This is a genomic window from Leucobacter alluvii, assembly GCF_039530485.1.
In the GTDB taxonomy this organism is placed as follows: domain Bacteria; phylum Actinomycetota; class Actinomycetes; order Actinomycetales; family Microbacteriaceae; genus Leucobacter; species Leucobacter alluvii.
Window position 1 is genome coordinate 723727 of the sequence record NZ_BAAAOP010000005.1, and the last position, 21464, is coordinate 745190.

Annotated in this window: 17 protein-coding genes; 2 read left to right on the forward strand and 15 right to left on the reverse strand. The window is 67.6% G+C overall.

The window, feature by feature from the left end; translation table 11 throughout:
* Positions 1–77 precede the first annotated feature (77 nt).
* The 6 genes from ABFX18_RS07905 to ABFX18_RS07930 all read right to left on the reverse strand — a co-directional run bounded on the left by ABFX18_RS07905 (position 78) and on the right by ABFX18_RS07930 (position 4490).
* Complete coding sequence (locus ABFX18_RS07905; RefSeq protein WP_346057941.1) at positions 78–542, reverse strand: TetR family transcriptional regulator; 465 nt, start codon at positions 540–542, stop codon at positions 78–80.
* 2 nt (positions 543–544) lie between these two features.
* Positions 545–988 (reverse strand): GNAT family N-acetyltransferase, encoded by a 444-nt coding sequence (locus ABFX18_RS07910; RefSeq protein WP_090149064.1) that lies wholly within the window; start codon positions 986–988, stop codon positions 545–547.
* A gap of 12 nt (positions 989–1000) precedes the next feature.
* Positions 1001–1423 carry an aa3-type cytochrome oxidase subunit IV gene (gene ctaF / locus ABFX18_RS07915; protein WP_090149067.1) on the reverse strand — a complete coding sequence of 141 codons (423 nt, stop codon included), beginning with the start codon at positions 1421–1423 and terminating at the stop codon, positions 1001–1003.
* 18 nt (positions 1424–1441) lie between these two features.
* The gene (ctaD, locus tag ABFX18_RS07920; RefSeq protein WP_090149070.1) at positions 1442–3085 is read right to left on the reverse strand and encodes an aa3-type cytochrome oxidase subunit I; all 1644 of its coding nucleotides are present in this window, start codon (positions 3083–3085) and stop codon (positions 1442–1444) included.
* Positions 3086–3102: 17 nt separating this feature from the next.
* A complete protein-coding gene (gene ctaC / locus ABFX18_RS07925; RefSeq protein WP_090149074.1) occupies positions 3103–3951 on the reverse strand; it encodes an aa3-type cytochrome oxidase subunit II in 849 nt (282 codons plus the stop codon).
* Positions 3952–4112: 161 nt separating this feature from the next.
* Positions 4113–4490 (reverse strand): HesB/IscA family protein, encoded by a 378-nt coding sequence (locus tag ABFX18_RS07930; protein ID WP_090149077.1) that lies wholly within the window; start codon positions 4488–4490, stop codon positions 4113–4115.
* Positions 4491–4635: 145 nt separating this feature from the next.
* Between ABFX18_RS07930 and ABFX18_RS07935 the strand changes: the two genes are divergently transcribed.
* Positions 4636–5205 carry a DUF3043 domain-containing protein gene (locus ABFX18_RS07935; RefSeq protein ID WP_346057942.1) on the forward strand — a complete coding sequence of 190 codons (570 nt, stop codon included), beginning with the start codon at positions 4636–4638 and terminating at the stop codon, positions 5203–5205.
* Here the strand turns inward: ABFX18_RS07935 and ABFX18_RS07940 are convergent.
* The 7 genes from ABFX18_RS07940 to ABFX18_RS07970 form a co-directional block, all read right to left on the reverse strand.
* Entirely contained in the window at positions 5202–6263 is a 1062-nt protein-coding gene (locus ABFX18_RS07940) for a quinone-dependent dihydroorotate dehydrogenase (RefSeq protein ID WP_336662142.1), read from the reverse strand. The two genes, ABFX18_RS07935 and ABFX18_RS07940, sit on opposite strands and share 4 nt — an antisense overlap.
* Positions 6264–6268: 5 nt before the next feature.
* Entirely contained in the window at positions 6269–6763 is a 495-nt protein-coding gene (gene nrdR, locus ABFX18_RS07945) for a transcriptional regulator NrdR (protein ID WP_090149082.1), read from the reverse strand.
* The gene (gene hisD / locus ABFX18_RS07950) at positions 6763–8082 is read right to left on the reverse strand and encodes a histidinol dehydrogenase (protein ID WP_346058020.1); all 1320 of its coding nucleotides are present in this window, start codon (positions 8080–8082) and stop codon (positions 6763–6765) included. The genes nrdR and hisD overlap by 1 nt, the downstream gene beginning before the upstream one ends.
* 53 nt (positions 8083–8135) lie before the next feature.
* Positions 8136–9680: a class I SAM-dependent methyltransferase gene (locus tag ABFX18_RS07955; RefSeq protein WP_346057943.1), complete on the reverse strand. Its 1545-nt coding sequence runs from the start codon at positions 9678–9680 to the stop codon at positions 8136–8138.
* A 73-nt stretch (positions 9681–9753) separates the two neighbouring features.
* On the reverse strand, positions 9754–11205 hold the full coding sequence (locus tag ABFX18_RS07960) for a glutamate synthase small subunit (RefSeq protein WP_090149091.1): 1452 nt from the start codon (positions 11203–11205) through the stop codon (positions 9754–9756).
* On the reverse strand, positions 11198–15850 hold the full coding sequence (gene gltB, locus ABFX18_RS07965) for a glutamate synthase large subunit (RefSeq protein WP_428833643.1): 4653 nt from the start codon (positions 15848–15850) through the stop codon (positions 11198–11200). Before gltB ends, ABFX18_RS07960 begins: the two co-directional genes overlap by 8 nt.
* Before the next feature lie 356 nt (positions 15851–16206).
* A complete protein-coding gene (locus ABFX18_RS07970; protein WP_346057944.1) occupies positions 16207–16974 on the reverse strand; it encodes an SDR family oxidoreductase in 768 nt (255 codons plus the stop codon).
* Positions 16975–17132: 158 nt separating this feature from the next.
* On the opposite strand from ABFX18_RS07970, the gene ABFX18_RS07975 reads away from it, so the two are divergent.
* Positions 17133–17492 carry an RNA polymerase-binding protein RbpA gene (locus ABFX18_RS07975; protein ID WP_090149102.1) on the forward strand — a complete coding sequence of 120 codons (360 nt, stop codon included), beginning with the start codon at positions 17133–17135 and terminating at the stop codon, positions 17490–17492.
* A gap of 39 nt (positions 17493–17531) precedes the next feature.
* On the opposite strand, the gene lnt is transcribed toward ABFX18_RS07975, so the two are convergent.
* Positions 17532–19178 (reverse strand): apolipoprotein N-acyltransferase, encoded by a 1647-nt coding sequence (gene lnt, locus ABFX18_RS07980; RefSeq protein WP_346057945.1) that lies wholly within the window; start codon positions 19176–19178, stop codon positions 17532–17534.
* Positions 19175–21463 (reverse strand): DEAD/DEAH box helicase, encoded by a 2289-nt coding sequence (locus tag ABFX18_RS07985; protein ID WP_346058022.1) that lies wholly within the window; start codon positions 21461–21463, stop codon positions 19175–19177. The genes lnt and ABFX18_RS07985 overlap by 4 nt, the downstream gene beginning before the upstream one ends.
* Position 21464 lies beyond the last annotated feature (1 nt).

Sequence of the window (21464 nt, forward strand, 5' to 3'; positions counted from 1 at the left end):
GACCACGGAGCCGACGGGGCGCCGACCGATCGGAGCAAGACGCAGACCGTGCCGATGCATGGGGTCGCGCCGGGAGCTCAGCGCAGGGTCAGCGCATGATCGATGAGGGTCGTGCTTGCGAGGCCGTAGTCGCGCACAAATCGTTCCGTGCCGAGCCCATTGCGTAGCGGCACGAGAAGAGACAGCAGATCGTCTCGAAGTTCGGGGATGGCTACAGCAGAGATCGCCTGCAGCACGGCGCGCTGTGCGCTCGTGCGAACGTCTTCGGAGGTGGGGGGCTCGCTGCCGCGCAGTTGATCGGTCTCCGCAGAGTCGTCTGGGTGCGTACGCACGATGTGTGCGGCGGCGGCGCAGGTCTCGACGAAGAGCGCATGTTTGTTGGGAAAGTTCGCGTAGACGTGTGGCTGCGGGACTCCCGCTCGTGCTGCGATGGCAGCGGTCGAGGCCCCGTGAAAGCCGAAGAGGCCGAACTCGGTGAGTCCGGCCTCAATCAGGCGTTCGCGGTTCTCGCCGGGCTTTCTCCGAGCACGACGTTGGTTCACGATTACCCGAGTTCGAGAATCTTGCGGTAGTGCTCGCCCACCGCTTCAAAACCACGATGGTTGTAGAACGAGCCGAAACGGGCAGTGGAGGCGGACAGCTGACGCACGCCACGACCCATGCAGTAGTGCTCGTTCGCCTGCATCAGGCGATCTCCGACGCCATGGCCTCGAGCGGCCTCGTCGACGACGATCTCTTGGAGGTGAGCGGTCAGTCCGGGTGCGTGCAGCAGGCGAGAGACCGTCATCAGCGAGTAACCGACGACCGTGTCGTCGAGTTCAGCGATGAAGAGCACGTTCGCCTCTTGATCGCGGTGCCGCAGCACGTTGTCGTAGGCGACCGAGAACTCGTCACGTCCGATCGGTTCGCGGCCAGTCGTGAACTGGCGCGCGAGTCCGAAGACTGCCGTGTCGTCGTCGCTTCGACCCCGCCGAATGATGATGCTCACACCGAACCGTCCTTAGCGGGCGAAGTTGCCGCGGTAGTACTCATACACCCAGCCGACGATCGCGACGAGCACGATCGGCAGCGACAGGAAGGAGAGCCAGAAGTTGAAGCCGACGCAGAGACCGAGAACGACCATCGAGGCACCGAAGGCCAGCACGATGGGCCACCAGCTCCAGGGGCTGAACTCGCCGAGCTCCGGATCCCCGTCGTCGATGTCGGAATCGTCGCGGTCTTCGACCAGCACTCCGCCCTGCTTGCGCTGAACAAGCATGAGATAGGAGGCGATGAAGCCCGTCAGTCCACCCGACAGGAGGATCGCGGTCGACCCTGCCCACTCCGGGTAGCCGTGCGCCAGCATGTTCCACACGGTGTACACCGTGGCCAGAACGACCAGGTAGACCGTCAAAATCCAGAAGATGACGATATTGGATTTCATAGCTCGTTACTCCTCAGCTCACTGCTTTTCAGCGAGCTCGCGCTCGGTTTGCCGTACCGGTTGTTCCACGCCGCTGATCTCGGGGTGGTTGAGATCGAAGGCAGGAGACTCGGAACGGATACGCGGGATCGACGTGAAGTTGTGTCGCGGCGGCGGGCAGGACGTCGCCCACTCGAGCGATCGACCGTAGCCCCACGGATCGTCGACGGTCACCTTCGGCGCGCGCCGCGCCGTGAGGTAGACGTTCAACAGGAAGGGGATCATCGATGCGCCGAGAATCATCGCGCCGACCGTGGAGAGCTGGTTGCCCCACGTCACGCCGTCCGACGGCAGGTAGGTGTAGTAGCGGCGGGGCATTGCCATGACGCCGAGCCAATGCTGCACCAGGAACGTGGTGTGGAAGCCGATGAAGAGCACCCAGAAGTGGATCTTGCCGAGACGCTCGTCGAGCATCTTGCCTGTCCACTTCGGCCACCAGAAGTAGAATCCGGCGAACATGGCGAACACGACCGTGCCGAAGACCACATAGTGGAAGTGCGCCACCACGAAGTACGTGTCGGAGAGGTGGAAGTCGAGTGCGGGCGACGCCAGGATCACGCCGGTGAGGCCACCGAAGATGAAGGTCACGAGGAAGCCGAGCGACCAGAGCATCGGAGTCTCGAACGTGATCGAACCGCGCCACATCGTGCCGAGCCAGTTGAAGATCTTCACGCCGGTCGGGACCGCGATCAACATCGTCATCAGTGCGAAGAACGGCAGCAGCACGGAGCCGGTCACATACATGTGGTGCGCCCATACGGTCATCGACAGAGCCGCGATCGCGATGGTCGCGTAGATCAGCGTCTTGTACCCGAAGATGGGCTTCCGGCTGAACACCGGGAAGATCTCCGACACAATTCCGAAGAACGGGAGCGCGATGATGTACACCTCGGGGTGCCCGAAGAACCAGAAGAGGTGCTGCCAGAGAATGGCGCCGCCCTCTCCGTTGTAGATCTGAGCGCCGAAGATGCGGTCGGCGGCGAGGCCGAACATCGCTGCTGCGAGCACCGGGAAGACGAGGAGCACCAAGATCGAGGTGATGAGCGTGTTCCAGGTGAACACCGACATGCGCCACATCGTCATACCCGGAGCGCGCATCGTGATGATCGTCGTGATGAAGTTCACGCCACCCATGATCGTGCCGAAGCCGGAGACGCCGAGTCCGAGTACCCAGAGGTTTCCGCCGACACCCGGGGAGTACGTCATATCGGAGAGCGGAGCGTACGCGAACCAGCCGAACGACGCAGCGCCCTGGGGCGTCAGGAATCCGCCGACGGCGATGAGGGACCCGAAGGTGTACAGCCAGAAGGCGAAAGCGTTGAGCCGCGGGAACGCGACATCGGGAGCACCGATCTGCAGCGGCATGATCACGTTGGCGAACCCTGCGAACAGCGGCGTCGCGAACATGAGCAGCATGATCGTGCCGTGCATGGTGAACAGCTGGTTGTACTGCTCCTTGGTGGCCACGACCTCGAGCCCGGGGGCGAACAGCTGCGCACGGATCACGAGGGCCATGAGGCCGCCGACCAGGAACCATACGAAGGAGCTGATCAGATACATGTATCCGATCACCTTGTGATCCGTGGACGTCACCCACGAGACAATGACATTGCCCTTCTTCATCTTCTTGCTATCCCTCGTTACTCGTTCTGAGCCTTGGCCTGGTCACCTTCGAAGTGATCCTGGTTCGGGTTGTACTCCTCGGTCACCTGACCGGTGTTGCCGGCCTCGCGGAGCGTCTCGATGTACGCGTCGTACTCGTCCTGCTCGACGACCTTGACCTGGAACAGCATCATGGAGTGGTACTCGCCGCACAGCTCGGCGCACTTGCCCATGAACGTTCCCGTCTTGGTCGGGGTGAAGCTCATGTAGTTCGTCTGGCCGGGGATCATGTCCTTCTTGTACAGGAACTCGACCACCCAGAAGGAGTGGATGACGTCGCGGGTCTCGAGCCGGATTTCCGTGGTCTTGTCGACGGGGAGGTAGAGCACGGGCATCGTTTCCGCCTCGGCCTCGCCGTCACCGTCGGTCTGCACCTGGATGCCCTGGAAGAAGACGTCATCGTCGACGTAGTTGAAGTCCCACGACCAGCGCTTGCCGAGCACCTCGACAACGTTCTCGGGGTTGTCGTAGCGAGCCTCGATCTTGCTCTGCTCCTGCGCGGTGAACGCGAAGAAGCCGATGACGAGGATCACGGGCACGACGGTGAAGAACGTCTCGATCGGCATGTTGTACCGAAGCTGAACGGGAAGCCCCGTCTGGCCCTTGCGGCGACGGTAGGCGATGGTCGCCCAGATGATCAATCCCCACGTGATCACACCAACCGCGAGCAGGACGATCCAGGAGGTGACCCAGAGGCCAGTCACTCCATCAGTGAGGTTCGTTGCCCCTTCGGAGCCAGCGGGGAGGAAGCCTCGCTGCTGCTCGGGGGTACAGCCAGCCAGGACCAGCGCTGCGGAGAGCGCCACCGGGGCTGCGACCCATTTCATTCGACGATTGGAACGCACCGCATACCTTTCGAAAACGTTGTTTCGCCGCACGCATGCGAACGAAGCTGATGACTCCCTGACAGCTTAGCGCGAACGAGACGGTTCCCCGAACCACCGAGGGGTGTCGTCATCTTCGGTCGCCGATGCATCCCGCTGCGCGGTCAGCTGAAGCTGTCGCCGCAGGCGCAGCTCCCCTGCGCGTTCGGATTATCGATCGTGAATCCCTGCTTCTGGATCGTGTCCTCGAAGTCGATGGTCGCCCCGTTCAAGTAGGGGATGCTCATCATGTCGACGACGACTCCGACGCCGTCGAAATCGACCACGGCGTCATTCTCGAGCTCGCGTTCGTCGAAGAAGAGCTGGTAGATCAATCCGGAGCAGCCGCCGGGCTGCACCGCGATGCGGAGGCGGAGGTCGTCCCTCCCCTCCTGGGCGAGCAGGCTGCGAACCTTGTCGCGCGCATCAGCGCTCAGCTGCACCCCGTGCGCAGGCTCTGCGGTTATGGAAGCGCCCTCTGGTGCGATCGTGTCGGTGCTCATGCCTAACTCCTTGCTCACGTCGTGATCGTTCTGCTTTCAGTCTACCGCCCGGGCGCGGCGGGGCGACCAAGTCGCGGTACGCTAGAAGTCTTCGGCGAACGCCGGGAGAGGCGGCGCGCACAGCGCCCGGAACGAGAGGATCTGCGTGGCTCAGAAGGGCGCTGCGAACGAGCAGGGTGCAACGGACGGCAGTGAAGCCGTCGTCGGAAAAGGACGCCCGACGCCGTCGCGCAAGCAGGCGGAGGCCGCGAACGCCCGTCCGATCGTCGGATCGCGCGATAAAGCCGCGATGAAGGAGCAGCGCCGTCAGCAGGCAGAGCTGCGCGAGCGCGCCCGCGTGGGCATGATGCAGGGCGATGAGCGGTTCCTGGGACCGCGCGATCGCGGGCCGCAGCGCCGGTTCGTGCGCGACTACGTCGATGCCCGCTGGAACGTCGGCGAGATGCTGATCCCGATGATGCTCGTCGTGCTCGTCATGACCTTCATCCCCGGCACCGTGCAGGTCATCAGCCTGTTCGTGATCTGGGCGTTCGTTGGTCTCGCCGTGCTCGACGCGGTCTTCCTGGGGGTTCGTCTCAAGCGCAAGCTGTCGGAGAAGTTCGGCGAGGATCGCGTGCAGCCGGGGTTCCGGTGGTACGCGGCGATGCGCGCCTTCCAGTTCCGCCCGCTCCGCGCTCCGAAGGCCGTGGTGAAGCGCGGAGCGTTCCCCAGCTAGCGGGTGTCGGCGGGTGCGCCGCTCCCCCGGAATCCGGCGCGCTGCAACCCGCGATTGATGCTGCGCGCCCACATCGGGCCGGTATAGAGGAACGCGGTGTACCCCTGCACCAGGGTTGCGCCGGCACGCAGCCGTTCGAGCACGTCGAAGGCGCTCTCGACGCCTCCGACGGCGATGACGCAGAAGCCCGGATCGGGCTCGACCGCCCGGATGCGGCGCAGTACCTCGAGCGAACGGTCTCGGAGCGGCTCGCCCGAGAGCCCGCCTGCACCGATCCGATCGATCTCAGCCGCTGACGCCTGCAGGCCGTCTCGCGACACCGTCGTGTTCGTCGCGATGATGCCGTCGAGACCCAGCCGCCGTGCGAGCGCGACGATGCCGTCGATCTGCTCGTCCTCCATGTCGGGAGCGATCTTCACGAGCAACGGGGTGCTGCCTGCGGCGTCGCGCACCGCGCTCAGCAGCGGTTCGAGCAGATCGAGCTCCTGCAGGCCGCGGAGCCCGGGCGTGTTCGGAGAACTCACGTTGATCGCGAGATAGTCGGCGACGGGAGCGAGACGCTGCGCGCTCCATACGTAGTCGGCGACCGCGTCCTCGACTTCGGTGACCCGGCTCTTTCCGATGTTCACACCGATGATGGGGCGTCGACGTCGCATGCGCGCACGCTCGACGCGGGGAACCGCGGCAGCAGCACCCCCGTTGTTGAATCCCATGCGGTTCACGAGGCCGCGATCGCCGACCAGCCGGAACATGCGCGGCTTCGGATTTCCGTCCTGGGCGTGTCGCGTCAGCGTGCCGACCTCGACGTGCCCGAATCCGAGCAGTCCGAGGCCGTCGATCGCCGTCGCGTTCTTATCGAACCCGGCCGCGATCCCGAAAGGACTCGGAAATGTCGTTCCGAGTGCGCGCACGCGCAGCGCGGGGTCCGGACCGCAGAGCCGGCGAACGAGACCGCCGGCGATCGGCGCTGCCTGGATCACGCGGAACGCCCAGTGGTGGGCTACCTCGGGGTCCATTCGGCTCAGCACGGTCTTGAAGAGAATCGGGTACCAGCGCATCGCGGTCACTCCCCCTCGTGTGGTTCGGAGCGCGGGCCGCGCACGGCCGATCCGCTCGGGCGGGTGCGGAGCTCTTCGATCGCGGCGTCGAAGTCGGCGAGCGATTCGAACGCTTGATAGACACTGGCGAAGCGCAGATACGCGACCTCGTCGAGTTTGCGCAGGTGGGGCAGGATCGCCAGGCCGATCTCGTTCGCGTCGAACTGCGCGATACCGCTCGAGCGCACGGACTCCTCGACCTGTTGGGCGAGCACCGCGAGATCCGCCTCGGTGACGGGGCGCCCCTGGCACGCCTTGCGCACGCCGCTCATCACCTTCTCGCGACTGAACGGCTCGACAACACCGGAGCGCTTGATCACGGTCAGGCTGGCGGTTTCGGTGGTCGTGAATCGACGACCGCACTCTGGGCACTGCCGACGTCGGCGAATGGAGAGGCCGTCATCGGCGGTACGCGAATCGATCACGCGGGAATCCGGGTGGCGGCAGAATGGGCAGTGCATCAGCTGGACTTCTTTCCGGTCTCGAAACGCGCGCTGACGGCGTCGGCATGTGCGGGAAGACCCTCAGCTTCTGCGAGCGCACGGAGTGGCTCCTCCAGGTCACGGAGGGCAGCTCGGTCGTAGCTGACGATCTGCTGGGGTCGAAGGAAGGTGTGCGCGCCGAGGCCGGACGCGAAGCGCGCGGTACCGCCGGTGGGGAGCACGTGGTTCGATCCCGCGAGGTAATCACCCAGGCTCACAGGCGTGTACCCGCCGACGAAGATCGCTCCCGCATCGGTGATCTCGGCGAGCACCGCTGCGTCGTCGCGCGTCTGGATCTCGAGATGCTCCGGACCGTAGGCGTTGCTCACGCGAGCGGCCGCGCGAAGATCGTCGACGAGCACGATCCCTGACTGCGGCCCGGAGAGCGCTTCGGCGACCCGGCCTGCGTGTCGCGTCGCGGCGGCGCGCGATGCGATCTCGGCGGCGACCCGTTGCGCGAGCTCCTCGGAGTCGGTCACGAGCACGGACGCCGCGGCTTCGTCGTGCTCGGCCTGACTGATGAGGTCGGCTGCGACGAAGCCGGCTTCGGCTGAGGCGTCGGCGATGACGAGAATCTCAGTCGTGCCGGCCTCCGCGTCGATGCCGACGAGACCGGTCACCACGCGCTTGGCGGCCGCGACGAAGACGTTTCCCGGCCCGGTGACGACGTCGACCGCGTCGAGGCCGATGGCGGGGACGCCGTGCGCGAAGGCCGCGATGGCCCCGGCGCCGCCGATGGCGTAGACCTCCTCGATTCCGCAGAGGGCGGCAGCCCACAGCACCGCAGGATGCGGCAGGCCGGCGTTGTCCGCCTGAGCGGGCGAGGCGAGCGCAAGGCTCGGCACCCCGGCGGTCTGCGCGGCGATCGCGTTCATCGCCACGGACGACGGGTACGCCGCCTTGCCGCCCGGGGCGTAGAGGCCGACGCGGCTCACCGGTTGCCACCGCTGACGGATGACAGCGCCATCTGCGAACCGGGTCACCTGCTCCTCGGGCACCTGGGCCGAGGAGCCGAGACGCAGCCGTTCGATCAGTTCGCGCAGCGCCGCTTCGACCGCCGGAGGGCAGTTGCGCAGCGCGTCGGCGATGCTCTCGCTCGGAACGCGGAGCAGATGTCCGTCGACACGGTCGAATTCGCGCGCCTGGTCGCGCAGCGCCGCTTCGCCGCGTGCGGCGACGTCGGCGACGAGCGGGCGGACTCGCTCGACCGCGATCTCGGCGCTCACCGCTGCGCGCGGCACCAGCTTGAGCAGTTCATCACGGGAGAGCGCGCGGCCCCGGAGATCGATCGTTCGCATCACCCGACCAGTCTACTGAGCCTGTCGCGCCCCGAAGCGCGGCAGCCACCGCCTCACGCGCCAGGAGCGAGCATGCCGAACCAGACCAGCTCTCGCACCCCGGTCACGAGGGCCTCCTGCGCGGCGGCGGCGTCGACGTCGAGCAGGGTCGCGAGAGCGTCGGCGATCTGCCGCAGCGAGAGTTCGCCGTCGCAGGCCCCGAGAGCTGCGGCGAGCAGGGTATCCGCCGCGACTCTGCGCGCGATCGGGCGCGCGGTCTCCAGAGTGATGCGACGCGGAGACTCCTCCCCCGGCTGGTGCTCGCGGATCTCCGCCACGGCCCCATCGAGCATCCATCTCGTCTCCAGCACAGCATCGGAGGAGGCGCGCGCCGTGGCGGCGCTCACCTCGAATGCTCGTTGCAGTGCGTCGCCGAGCCCTCCGGCATCTGAGAACGCGCCGGTCGCCGTGTCCAGGTGGACGACCGGCGGTGCGGATGCGTCTCCCGACACGCGCTGCACGCGCACCGAGCCGAGTCCCACCGCGGTGATGCGGCGTTCAGCGAAGTCATCGATCCAGGTTGCGAGCAGCTGCTCGAACGCGGGCTCGCCCGGCCGTGCGCCCCCGTCGCGCACCCAGGTCTCGGCATAGCTCGCCGGATCGACCCGGTCTCGCTCGATGACCCAGGCGTTCAGCGATCCCGCGGCGACCGCGGCCGCTCCGACCCACTCCGCGACGCGGGCGAGCCCGTTCGCGCCCCACGGCGACTCCCAGTTCGCGAGGCAGAGCAGGGTCCCCCCTGGTCGCAGGAACGCTGGGGCCGTCTCGATCACGGACTGCGCCAGGGCGTCTCCGGTGCGGCCGCCGTCCCGATACTCGTAGACCGGGGCGTCGCCCGTGCGAGGGGTGATGACGAAGGGCGGGTTCGACAGGATGAGGTCGAAGCGCTCCGATTCCACCGGTGCGAAGAGATCCCCCATTCTGAACTCGATGCGGCTGTCGACCTCGTTCAACCGGGCGTTCAACCGCGCGAGCCAGAGCGCGCGTTCCGAGATGTCCGTGGCGATGACCCGGTCTGCGTGCTGGGCGAGATGCATGGCGACGATGCCGCACCCCGTGCCGAGATCGAGCGCGGTATCGACTCGCGCCGACGGCGCCTGCGCGAGCAACGAGCGCGTCGCTCCGCCCACGCCCATCACGTGATCCCTGCGCGCGGGCGCACGCCGCAACTGGTCGTCGAGATCGGAGAGCACGACCCAGTGCTCGTCCGGGGAGACGCGCACAGGATTGAGCGAGAGCGCAGCGTCGAACCGAGGTCCGCTCGCATCTTCATCGGGCGCGGCGCCCACGAGACCGAGTGCCACTGCGCCGTCAGCCCGCAGTTCGGGAAACGCGACATCGAGTTCACGCGGTGTCGTACCCGCGCCGAGCAGGAAGCAGCGCACCAGGATCGCGAGGGGCTCGCCCTCCCGTCCGATGAGCGCTCGTCGAGCCGGTGCGAAGACTCCGCGCTGCCGCGCGCCCTCGGCGGAATCGCCGAGCAGTGCCGTCACGGACTCAGCGGAGAACGCCGCCGATCGGAGGTCGGCGCGGAGACGATCGACGAGTTCTGCATGCACCCGCCCAGCGTAGTCGCAGCCGGAAGGCGTGCGCGCGCGCCGACACGCGGACGCGGGCCGACGCGGCGTGCGATCACGCGAACGCGCGGTCGTGCGCGGTCACCGGGCTCGGCAGCACCGTTGTGCCGGTGAGGTACTCGTCGACCGAGGCTGCGACCGCTCGACCTTCCGCGATGGCCCAGACGATCAGCGACTGCCCACGTCCCGCGTCACCGGCGACGAAGACTCCGGGCAAGCCGGTCGCGTAGTCGCGGCCACGTTCGAAGGCGCCTCGTTGCGAGCGTTCGAGCCGATGAGCCGGGTCCTCGATCTCCTCCGGACCGGTGAAGCCCATCGCGATCAGCACGAGGTCGGCTGCGAGCAGCTGCTCCGTGCCCTCCAGGGGCGCGCGCCCGGTTTCCGTGAACCCGGTCTCGGCGACGCGCAGACCGCTCACCTCGCCTCGGTCGTTTCCGACGAATTCCACCGTCGAGGCGAGGAATCGCCGCTCTCCGCCCTCCTCGTGCGAGCTCGAGACCTCGAAGAGCGTCGGGTGCACGGGCCAGGGCTGGCCCGCGGTGCGAAACTCCGAGGGCTTCTTGCCGATGGCGAGGTTCGTCACCGAGGCGGCCCCTTGCCGGTTCGCGGTGCCGATGCAGTCGGCCCCGGTATCGCCTCCCCCGATGACGATGACGTGCTTGCCTGCGGCATCGAAGGGCGTCGCGGCCAGCGCACCCGATTGCACACGGTTCGACGCGGCGAGGTATTGCATCGCCGGCAGAATGCCCGCGTACTCGCGACCGGGGATGGGCAGTTCGCGCGCGACCGTCGCGCCCGTCGCTACGACCACCGCGTCGTACCTGCGGCGGAGTTCGCTCCATGACATGTCGCGACCGATCTCGACGCCGCAGCGGAAACGGGTGCCCTCCGCCTTGAGCTGCTCGATGCGGCGCATGACCAGGTGCTTCTCGAGCTTGAAATCCGGGATTCCGAAGCGCAGCAGGCCGCCCGGCTCTTCATCGCGCTCGTAGACGGCCACCGTGTGGCCCGCTCTGGTGAGCTGCTGAGCGGCTGCGAGTCCGGCCGGGCCAGACCCGACGACTGCGACGGTCTTGCCGCTGAGGCGCGATGGCGGTTGCGGGACCACCCACCCGTTCATGAATGCCTGATCGATGATGTTGTTCTCGATCTGCTTGATGGTGACCGCAGGCTGGTTGATGCCGAGCACGCACGCTGATTCGCAGGGTGCTGGGCACGCCCGGCCCGTGAATTCTGGGAAGTTGTTCGTGGCGTGCAAGCGTTCGATCGCCTCCCGCTCCCGCCCCCGGAACATCAGGTCGTTCCATTCGGGGATCAGGTTGCCGAGCGGGCACCCCTGATGGCAGAACGCGACGCCGCAGTCCATGCAGCGCGACGCCTGCTTCGCGACCAGCTTCGGATCGGCCGGATCGACGACTTCGCGCCAATCCTGCAGGCGCAATGCGACGGGACGCTTCGGAGCGAGCTCACGCTCGCGAACCTTCAGGAATCCGCGGGGATCAGCCATGAGTCGCCTCCAGAATCTCAGACCAGACGTGGTCTCCATCAGGGTCGATCCCCTGTTCGCCGGCGCGCACTCGGATTTCGAGCACGCGCGAGTAGCCGCGCGGGATCAGACGGGTGAACCGGGCGAACGTCCGCTCGGGGTCGCGTTCGATGCTCTCGAGCAGTTCCGCCGCGACGCTCGATCCCGTCTGTTCTGCGTGACGCTTCACCAGGTCGATGATCTTCGCGCGCAGCGCCGCTTCCTCGCCGCTCGGAACGCCCGGCCCGCTCGCGCCGACGCGGCCGAAGCTCTGGAGCATCAGCGAGCCGGAGGCGAGTTCTGCGGAGTTGACGTGCGCGGGGTCGAGATCGAGCACCACCGCCTCTCCGCCCGACATCCCAGCGCCGATGTTCCGGCCCGTCGGTCCGAGAATGAGTGCGAAGCCTCCCGTGAAGTACTCCAGCGCGTGATCCCCCGTACCTTCGACGACCGCGGTCGCCCCCGAGCCGCGCACGAGGAAGCGCTCACCCACCACGCCTGCGATCCACAGGGATCCGCTGGTCGCGCCGTATCCGATGACGTTGCCCGCGATGACGTTGCCGGAGGCCGGGTGGCCCGCCTCCGGATGCGGGCGGATGACGACTTCCCCGCCCGAGAGCCCCTTTCCGACGTAATCGTTGGCGTCGCCGACGAGCCGGAGGGTGATGCCGGTCGGCAGGAATGCCCCGAGGGACTGACCCGCCGAACCGGTGAGCGTGATGTCGATGGTCTCCGGCGTCAGGCCCTCCGCCCCGAAGCGTCGCGTGACGGCATGGCCGAGCATGGTGCCGACAGCGCGATCGATGTTGCGGATGGGCAGGTCGATGACGACCGGTTCCCGACGCTCGAGCGCGTCCGCTGCCATGCGTATGAGCGAGCCGTCGAAGTGCGCATCGATCTCGTGATCCTGTGCGCGCCCGTGCCGCCGGGGCTCCCCCTCTGCGAAGACCGGACCCCGCAGGATGGGTGTGAGGTCGAGACCCGACGCCTTCCAATGGGAGATCGCCTCTTCGACGTCGAGGGCCGAGGTGTCGCCCACGGCCTCATCGAGCGAGCGGAACCCGAGGGATGCGAGGATCTCGCGCACCTCCTCGGCGATGAAGCGGAAGAAGTTGATCACGTGCTCGGCCTGTCCGGTGTAGCGCGATCGCAATTCCGGATTCTGCGTCGCAACGCCGACCGGGCAGGTGTCGAGATGGCAGACGCGCATCATGATGCACCCGGAGACGACGAGAGGCGCCGTCGCGAACCCGAACTCCTCCGCACCGAGCAACGCCGCGATGACGACGTCGCGCCCGGTCTTCAACTGACCGTCCGCCTGGAGCACCACGCGTTCGCGCAGCCCGTTCAGCATGAGCGTCTGCTGAGCCTCGGCCAACCCGAGCTCCCACGGTGAGCCGGCGTGCTTCAGGGAGTTCATCGGACTCGCGCCCGTGCCTCCATCGTGCCCGGAGACGAGGATGACGTCGGAGAGGGCCTTCGCCACGCCCGCAGCCACGGGTCCGATGCCGCTCTGCGCGACGAGCTTCGTGCTGATGCGAGCAGACGGATTCGCGCGCTTCAGGTCGAAGATGAGCTGCTTCAGATCCTCGATCGAATAGATGTCGTGGTGCGGCGGCGGCGAGATGAGCCCGACGCCGGGAGTCGCATGCCTCGTGCGGGCGATCCACGGGTACATCTTGGTCGGAGGGAGCTGACCGCCCTCACCCGGCTTCGCCCCCTGCGCGAGCTTGATCTGGATCTCGTCGGCGTGGGTCAGATACATGGAGGTGACGCCGAATCGCCCCGAGGCGACCTGCTTGATGGCGCTGCGCCGTTCGGGATCGAGCAGACGATCCTCGGCCTCCCCGCCCTCGCCAGTGTTCGATCGCGCCCCGAGCCGGTTCATGGCGATGGCGAGCGTCTCGTGCGCCTCGGGTGAGATCGAGCCGTAGCTCATCGCCCCGGTCGAGAAGCGCTTCACGATGTCGCTCACCGGCTCGACCTCGGCGAGCGGCACCGGGGGCCGTTGGGGCGAGAACCGGAACAGACCGCGCAAGGTCATCAGCCGCTGCTGCTGCGCGTTGACGCGCTCGGTGTAGGCCGAGAAGATGTCGCGTCGGCCGGTGCGGGTCGCGTGCTGCAACCGGTAGATGGTCTCCGGGTCGAACAGGTGCGGTTCCTCGCCACGGCACCACCGGTACTCGCCGCCCGTCTCGAGTGTGCGGTGGGCGCTCGCCGCAGGGTCGTCGGGGTACGCCGCCCGATGGCGGGCGGCCACCTCTGCCGCGATGACGTCGAGGCCGACGCCGCCGAGGCGCGAGGTCGTGCCGGTGAAGTAGCGGTCGACGAGCTGCTGCGAGAGTCCGATCGCTTCGAAGGTCTGAGCTCCGCAATAGGACGCGACGGTCGAGATGCCCATCTTGCTCATCACCTTGAGCATGCCCTTGCCGAGCGCTTTGATGAGACCGGCGATGGCATCGGTCTCCGAACGATCGGCAATCGAACCATCGCGAACGAGCAACCCGACCGTCTCCATCGCCAGGTAGGGGTTCACCGCTGCCGCGCCGTATCCGATGAGCGCCGCCACGTGGTGCACCTCGCGCACGTCCCCCGCTTCGGCGACGAGGGCGACGCGCATGCGCAGGCCCTCTCGGATCAGATGGTGATGCACCGCCGAGACGGCGAGCAGCGACGGCACGGGCGCGAGATCCTTGTTCGAATCGCGGTCGGAGAGGATCAGGAACTCCGCTCCGGCCTCGATCGCGGCGCTCGCCTCAATGCACATCGTCTCCAGGCGATCGGCCAGTCCTCTGGCCCCGGAGTCGACTTGATACAGGCCGCGAAGGGTGACGGCTCGTTCTCGCTCCGGGTCGTCGCCGAAGTGCTGGATGCGGGCGAGCGAATCGTTGTCGATGACCGGGAAATCGAGGATCACCTGGCGCGCGTGCTCCGCGGACTGGCTCAGGAGGTTCTCCTGCGGCCCCATACCCGCGCGGAGACTGGTGACGAGTTCTTCGCGCAGCGCGTCGAGCGGCGGGTTCGTCACCTGGGCGAACTGCTGCACGAAGTAGTCGAAGACGAGGCGCGGCCGGTCGGAGAGCGCGGCGATCGGCGTGTCCGTTCCCATGGCCGCGAGCGGTTCGATGCCGTCGCGCGCCATGGGCATGAGGAGCACGCGAAGCTCCTCCTCGGTGTAGCCGAACGTGCGCTGGCGCCGCTCGATCGATGCCGGCGGATGCACGAGGTGCTCGCGTTCCGGCTGCTCTGAGAGCCGGATCCGCCCCTCTGCGAGCCACTCGCCCCACGGCGCGGCGGCCGCGAGTTCCGACTTCACCGCCTCGTCGTCCCGAATGACGCCGCTCGCGAGGTCGACGGCGAGCATGCGACCGGGCTGCAGACGGCCGCGCCGCACGACGCGCTCCGGGGCGATGTCGAGTACGCCGGTCTCGCTCGCGATCACGAGCATGCCATCGGAGGTGACGAGGTAGCGTCCCGGTCGCAGGCCGTTGCGGTCGAGCAGTGCGACGAGCTCCTGCCCGTCGGTCGCGATCATCGCGGCGGGTCCGTCCCACGGTTCCATGACGAGCGAGTGGTACTCGAGGAAGTCGACGAGAGCCGGCGACATGCCGGGCTCGGATTCCCACGCCTCGGGAACCATCATCGCCAGTGCGTGCGGCAGCGTGCGGCCCGCCATGACGAGCAGTTCGAGCACCTCGTCGAAACTCGCGGAGTCGCTGCCTCCGGCGGAGCAGATCGGGAGCAGCGGCTCGATGTCTCCGATGTGCTCGGAGGCCAGTTGGGCTTCGCGCGCCCGCATCCAGTTGCGATTGCCCCGCACCGTGTTGATCTCGCCGTTGTGCGCGATGAGCCGCAGCGGCTGCGCGAGATGCCATGAGGGGAAGGTGTTCGTGGAGTACCGGGAGTGCACGATGGCGAAGCGGCTCGTGAAACGAGCATCGGTGAGCTCGGCGTAGAAGCCGGGCAACTGCAGGGTGGTGACCATTCCCTTGTACACGATGGTCCGGGAGCTCAGCGAAGGCAGGTAGCTGCCCGTCTCGTGCTGCACGCGCTTGCGCACTCGGAAGGCTCGGCGTTCGAGCTGGTCGGCCGAGAGCGCCGTTGCGACAGCCGGCACGAGCACCAGCTGTTCGATGACCGGACTCGCGACGCGTGCGCTCTCCCCGAGCACATCGGGTCGCACTGCGACCGGGCGCCATGCGAGGACCGACAGTCCCTCCTCCGCCGCGATGGCGGCGATGCGGTACTGCGTGACACGCCGCTCGGTCGATGCTTGCGGGAGGAACGCCAGCCCCGCGGCGTACGCGCCGGGCTCTGGCAGATGCAGGTGCGGATCGAGGCGGGCGAGTTCCTCGCGGATCAGCGCGTCCGGAAGGTCGGTGAGGATGCCGGCGCCGTCTCCCGTCCCAGCATCGGACCCCACCGCGCCTCGATGCTCGAGGTGCTCGAGCGCTTCGAGCGCCATCTCGATGATGTCGTGGCTGGCCTCCCCGGTCAGCGCGACCACGGAGGCGAGCCCGCATGCGTCGCGCTCACCCGCAGGATCGTAGAGTCCGACGGCGCTCGGGAGGGCCGATCCCGGCATGGAGGGGTGCACCGGATGGGATTTCGGCGAGCGCTCGGGCATCGACGTCCTCTCGGTCGACGGGACGTCGTCGGTCCCGGTACGAAGCCGCGCTGCTCGCGCGAGTCCAGAGGCGGTCCGGGCGGCAGGGCGGTGGCTGAGCTCCGAATGTAGCACTTCGTTTCTTCGACGAAATACGCGGCTGCTCGCATCTTGTGCCCCGCATTCGGAGGCGCGCCATCTGTTGCCGAATTTATGACGGAAGTTATTGACTTTTGCCGCACGCGACTCCGACGCGAAACACTCCTGAAACACGGCGGGGCCGCTGTGCAGCCGGGACACGCAGAACGCGGTGTTCGATAATCGGATTCGACCCTCTCGGCCGCTCAGATATCGAACACCGCGCTCGTGCCCCGCGCTTACGCCTCGGCGTTGAAGCTGCTCGTGTCACCCACCAGGCGCGTGTAGTCGTCCGGAACCGGATCCACCGCCGCGCGCGCCACTTCTGCCGCGAACTCCGATACGTTGTACAGCTTGCCCGCCTCTTCGCGCCGTGCTTCGATGGCACCGGGGTTCAGACGGTTCAACAGGGTGGCCGTCACCGTCCCCTCGATCATGTCGCCCGACACGACCGTGAACCCGATGCCTCGCGCAGCGAGGTCGGGAATGAGTTCCCGCAGTGCATCCTCGCCCGCTCGCTTCGATTCGGCCACGGGCACGTACTCCGGCATCGTCGGAGTCGTCCGGATGAAGTGAGCCTGGTGACTCGTGACGAACACCACACGCGCCCCCTCGCCCATCAACGGCAGCGCGGCGTCGAGCACGGACAGCTGCGCATCGCGGTTGAGACGCAGCGCGTAGTCCTCTCCCATATTGCTCTCCATGCCGCCGGAGGCGTTGAGCACCAGGATGTCGAGTCCGCCGAACTCCTCCCGCACGGCCGCCATCATGGCCTGCACGGAATCCCGGTCGGTCAGATCTGCACCTTGCACGAGCGCACGCACACCGAGTTCGCGGAACTCCGCAGCGAGTTTCTCGGCGCGCGGCGCCTTGTTCCGGAAGTTGACGACCACGTCCGCACCCGCCTGCGCGAAGTAGCGCGCAGTGTCGGCACCGACGCCGCGAGATGATCCCGTGACGAGCGCGCGGCGGCCGGCGAGGCTGCCGGGTTCGAGAATCTGGGTCACATGTACTCCTCAATCGTGGTGATAACCGTCGTCCCAGGGTACTGGACGGCCAGCAGTTGCCCAGGTCGGGGCTATCGCCGGGGCACCGCAGGCGGGTACCCTGCAAGAGGAGGCACGGCGCCCCGGCAACGTGGGCGTCAGACATGAGGGGGTTCCACATGGCCGATCGAACACTCCGCGGGACGCGCATCGGCGCGACCAGTTTGCAGGGTGAAGAAGGCGTCGAGCTTTCCCCCCGCCGTTCAGTCGAGTACCTCACGGACCGCGGGGTCCGATTCACGATCATGTTCGACGCTGATGCCGAGCCGCCCGCCGAATGGGTGGACCAGAAGAGCGGCGAGGTCGGATTCCTGGACGACGAGGCGGGCCGCGCCGCGAGGGCCGAGTTCGAGGAGAAAGAGTCCTCTCAGCGCACTCCCTGGGACATGCTCATCGAGCGACGCAGTCGCGAAGAACTCGAAGAACTGCTCGAGGAGCGCTTGCGATTGCTGCGCTCGCGACGCGGCTCCGCTCAGTAGCCGCTTCTCGGGCGATCGAACGTGGCCGCGCGCCTCGATCTAGCCGTGCCGCGACACGCGTCGAGCGCGTACGAGCCCGAAGACCCCTCCCGCCAGGCCGAGGACGCCGACGAGCACCCCGACCGAGGCGATCGCGCCCCCGAACCGGAGGGCCGGAGTGAGACCCTCGACCAGCGGCACCTCGGCGACCATCGCGTCGCGCGTGAACGGCTGCAGTTCGTCGAGGCTCCGACCGTCGGGCGCTACGACGGCGCTGGTGCCGACCGTCGAGTCGTTGACGACAGCACGACCCATCTCCACCGCGCGGGTGCGGGCGATGGCCAGCTGCTGAGCGCTCTCATCGGTCCGCCCGAAATCCGCGTTGTTCGTCTGCGCGAAGATCACCTGCGCCCCGTCGCTCGCCATCGCGACCGCCTGCGGATCGAAGATGATGTCGAAGCAGATCGCGATGCCAGCCCGGATGACTCCCGCCGACGTGTCGACCTCCAGCGCCGAGGGGCGCGTGCCGGGCGCGTATTCGAGTTGCACCAGGTCGACGAGATCCGGCACGATAGCGCGGAAGAACGGCCGATTGGGCATGTACTCCGCGAACGGGACCGGGTACCGCTTGTCGTATCGGGCGTCGGTGGGCCCCTCGGAGTTCCAGACGAGCGAGCTGTTGCTGTACGTGCCGTCTTCGTTCGCGAGGACGGTGCCGACGACGATCGGCGCGCCTGCGCGCTCGGCGAGCTTCGCGAGTCGTTGACTTCGAATGAGCTGGTCCGGTGCGGCGAACTCCGCACTGTTCTCCGGCCAGACGATGACGTCCACCGTTCGCCCCTCCGCTTCGAGGCGATCGAGCAGCTCTTCGGTCGCGGTGAAATGGTCGCGGATCACGCCGCCCGCTTCGCGATCGTCGAAGATTCCCGACTTCGAGTTGCCCTGCACGGCAGCGACGCGCAGTGCGCCCGACTGCTCGAGCGGAGCCGCCGGCAATGCCGCGAGCGCGACCAGCACCGCGAGGGACGCCGCGACTCCGACAAGTACCGGCCGCACGGAAGTGCCGCGGTCGCGGGCGACGAGCGCTACCGCCACCGGAACCACGCTCGCGAAGGCCAGCAGGGCGGAAAGACCAGCGAATCCGAGCCAGGAGACGGATTGCAGGAGCGGCCCGTCGGCTTGCGTTGTGGCGAGCCGACCCCACGCGAAACCACCGTAGGGAATCGCGCCCTGCAATTGCTCCCGCAGCATCCAGAGGCCCGCGACCGACGCCGCCTGCGCTCCGGCCAGCGCCGCAGCGCTGCGGCGCAGGATCGCGATCCGGCGGAGCCCCCGTGTCGCGACCGCCGCTGCGACGCCGAAGAGCCCGAACCAGAGGATCATCAGAGCGCACAGCGCCGCCCAGGGAATCGGGCCGAGGTACAGGGTCAGCCAGCCGATGTGCGGCATCCAGAACGCAGCGCCCGCAAGGGCGCCGACCAGGAACCCCCATCGCGCGCGCTGCTGCCAGACCGCCGCGCACACGAGCGCGACTGCGGGAAACGCGAGCGGCCACCAGCTCAATCCCGGCGTCGCGGCATCGAGCAGAAGGCCCCCGGCGACCGCCGCGATCACGGAGGCGTACCAGCGCAGAGCCCGCGTTCCGTTCGCGTCGGTGCGCACCAGCATCGAGCGCTCGCTCGGCGCCCCCGCAATCGTCGCACTCACGAAGTGCTCGACGCTGCGACGATGCCCCGCTTCACACCCCGCTTCGCCTCGCGGGCGAGATGAGCGAGCGCACCGAGTCGATCAGCGTCCACATCGTCCAGCACGGCCGCCTCGCACGCCTGCGCGACCTGGTCGAGCAGATCGATGGTCTGCTTCGCCCAGCGAACGAAGTCACCCGCTCCGATCCCGGCGGCTTCGAGCACCAGCTCGATCGGTCGCCCGGTCGCCCAGGCGTGCATCGTCTTCGCGAGGCCGGCATGCGGCATCTCGCTCCGCGGCAACCGCGATCGCTCTGCCAGGTCGTCGAGTCGCACCCAGATGTCGAGCACCCGATCATAAGCGGCGCCGAAGGCAGCTCCGCCAGGCAGACGCTCCTCCCCTTCGTCGTCCCGCCGCGGTTCGTAACTCAGCACGCAGCACATCGCGGCGAGTCCCGCGGCGTCCAGCCCGCGCCATGCGTCCTCGCGAATGCACTCGGCGACGAGCAGATCGCGTTCGCCGTAGATCCGCCGGAGCAGGTTGCCCCACGGAGTGACGTTCGGCTCGCGTGTGCGGTCGGCTTCCAGATAGCCGAGTTCGAGCAGCTGGTCGACGACCCGGTCGAAGGTACGGGCGATCGTGCCCGTCCGGGAAGCGATCTGGCGCCGGCCGCGCTCCACGCGACGCCGGAGTTTGCGAGCGCGTTCCTCCCATCGTTTCCGATCGGAGCCCTGCGCACGGCTCGCCGCCGCATCGTAGCCAGCGAGTGATTCCTGCTCCGCGCGCAGTTCCCTGGCCTGATCGACGACGGCGCGATCGGCCTGGAACTGCGCGAACGAGAGCTCGAGCATCTCCCTCACGTGAGCCCGGTCCATGCGCTGCAGCAGATTCACAGTCATGTTGGCCGTGGGACGGAAGCTCGAACGCACGGGGAACGACCTGGCTCCGGCGAGATGGGCGAGTGCTTCGAGATCGACGTCGTCGCTCCACACGACAACGGCGTGACCTTCGTCGTCGATCCCGCGCCGACCGGCGCGACCAGTCAACTGGGTGAACTCTCCGGAGGTGAGCGGCACCCGCTGCTCGCCGTTGAATTTATCCAAGCGCTCGATGACCACGGCGCGCGCGGGCATGTTGATGCCGAGGGCGAGCGTCTCGGTGGCGAAGACCAGCTTCACGAGTCGCCGCTGGAAGAGCCGCTCGACGACGGCTTTGAACGCCGGAAGCAGGCCGGCGTGGTGCGCCGCGACGCCGCGCTCCAAGCCAGCGAGCCACTCGCGCACGCCGAGCACACGACGCTCCTCGTCGCTCATCCCCGCGACCTCTGCGCGCGCGATGCGACGAATCTCGTCGCGCTCCTCACGGCTGGTCAGCGTGATGCCCTCCATGAGGCACTGACGAACCGCCTGATCGCATCCGTTCCGGCTGAAGATGAAGACGATCGCCGGCACGAGATCCGTCTCGTCGAGTGCGCGAGCGATGTCGGATCGCGAGATGCGACGGCTTCGACGCGCCGGTGGCCGCCCGCGAGAGCGCTCTCCCCGCCCGCGGCCTCGCTCACGGTCGCCGTCGCGGTCACGCCATCCGCCTCTGCGGTCGAGCGCGTACAGCTCCGGATTCACCCGCCCGCCAGTCGCGAGCTCGCCCGCCCGATCGACGTAGAGCGGGAGGAGCGCACGGGAGGTGAGCACGTGCTGGTAGAGCGGCACCGGCCGGTGCTCAGAGAGAATCACGTCGGTGTCGCCGCGCACGGCGTGCATCCAGTCGCCGAACTCCTCCGCGTTCGAAACCGTCGCCGACAGCGACACGAGTCGCACGGCGGGCGGCAGGTGGAGGATGATCTCCTCCCACACCGCGCCTCGGAATCGATCGCCGAGGTAGTGCACCTCGTCGAGCACGACGAACTCCAGATCGTCGAGGGCGTCGGACCCCGCGTAGATCATGTTCCGAAGCACCTCGGTGGTCATCACGATGATCGGAGCGTTCGAGCGCAGATTCACATCGCCGGTGAGCAGACCCACTTCGTCTTCGCCGTACTCGTCGCAGAGCTCTCGGAACTTCTGGTTCGAGAGCGCCTTGATGGGCGCCGTGTAGAAGATCCGCGCGTCGCGCTCCCGCCTGGCGAGGTACACCGCGAACTCGGCGACCGTCGTCTTGCCCGACCCGGTGGGAGCCGCGACGAGCACGCTTCTGCCTTCCTCGAGGCGTTCGCACGCCGTGCGCTGAAACGCGTCGAGCGGATACTCGAGACGGGCCGAGAACGCGTCGAGCGCGCTCTCCTCCCGACTCGCGCCGGGGTCAGGCATG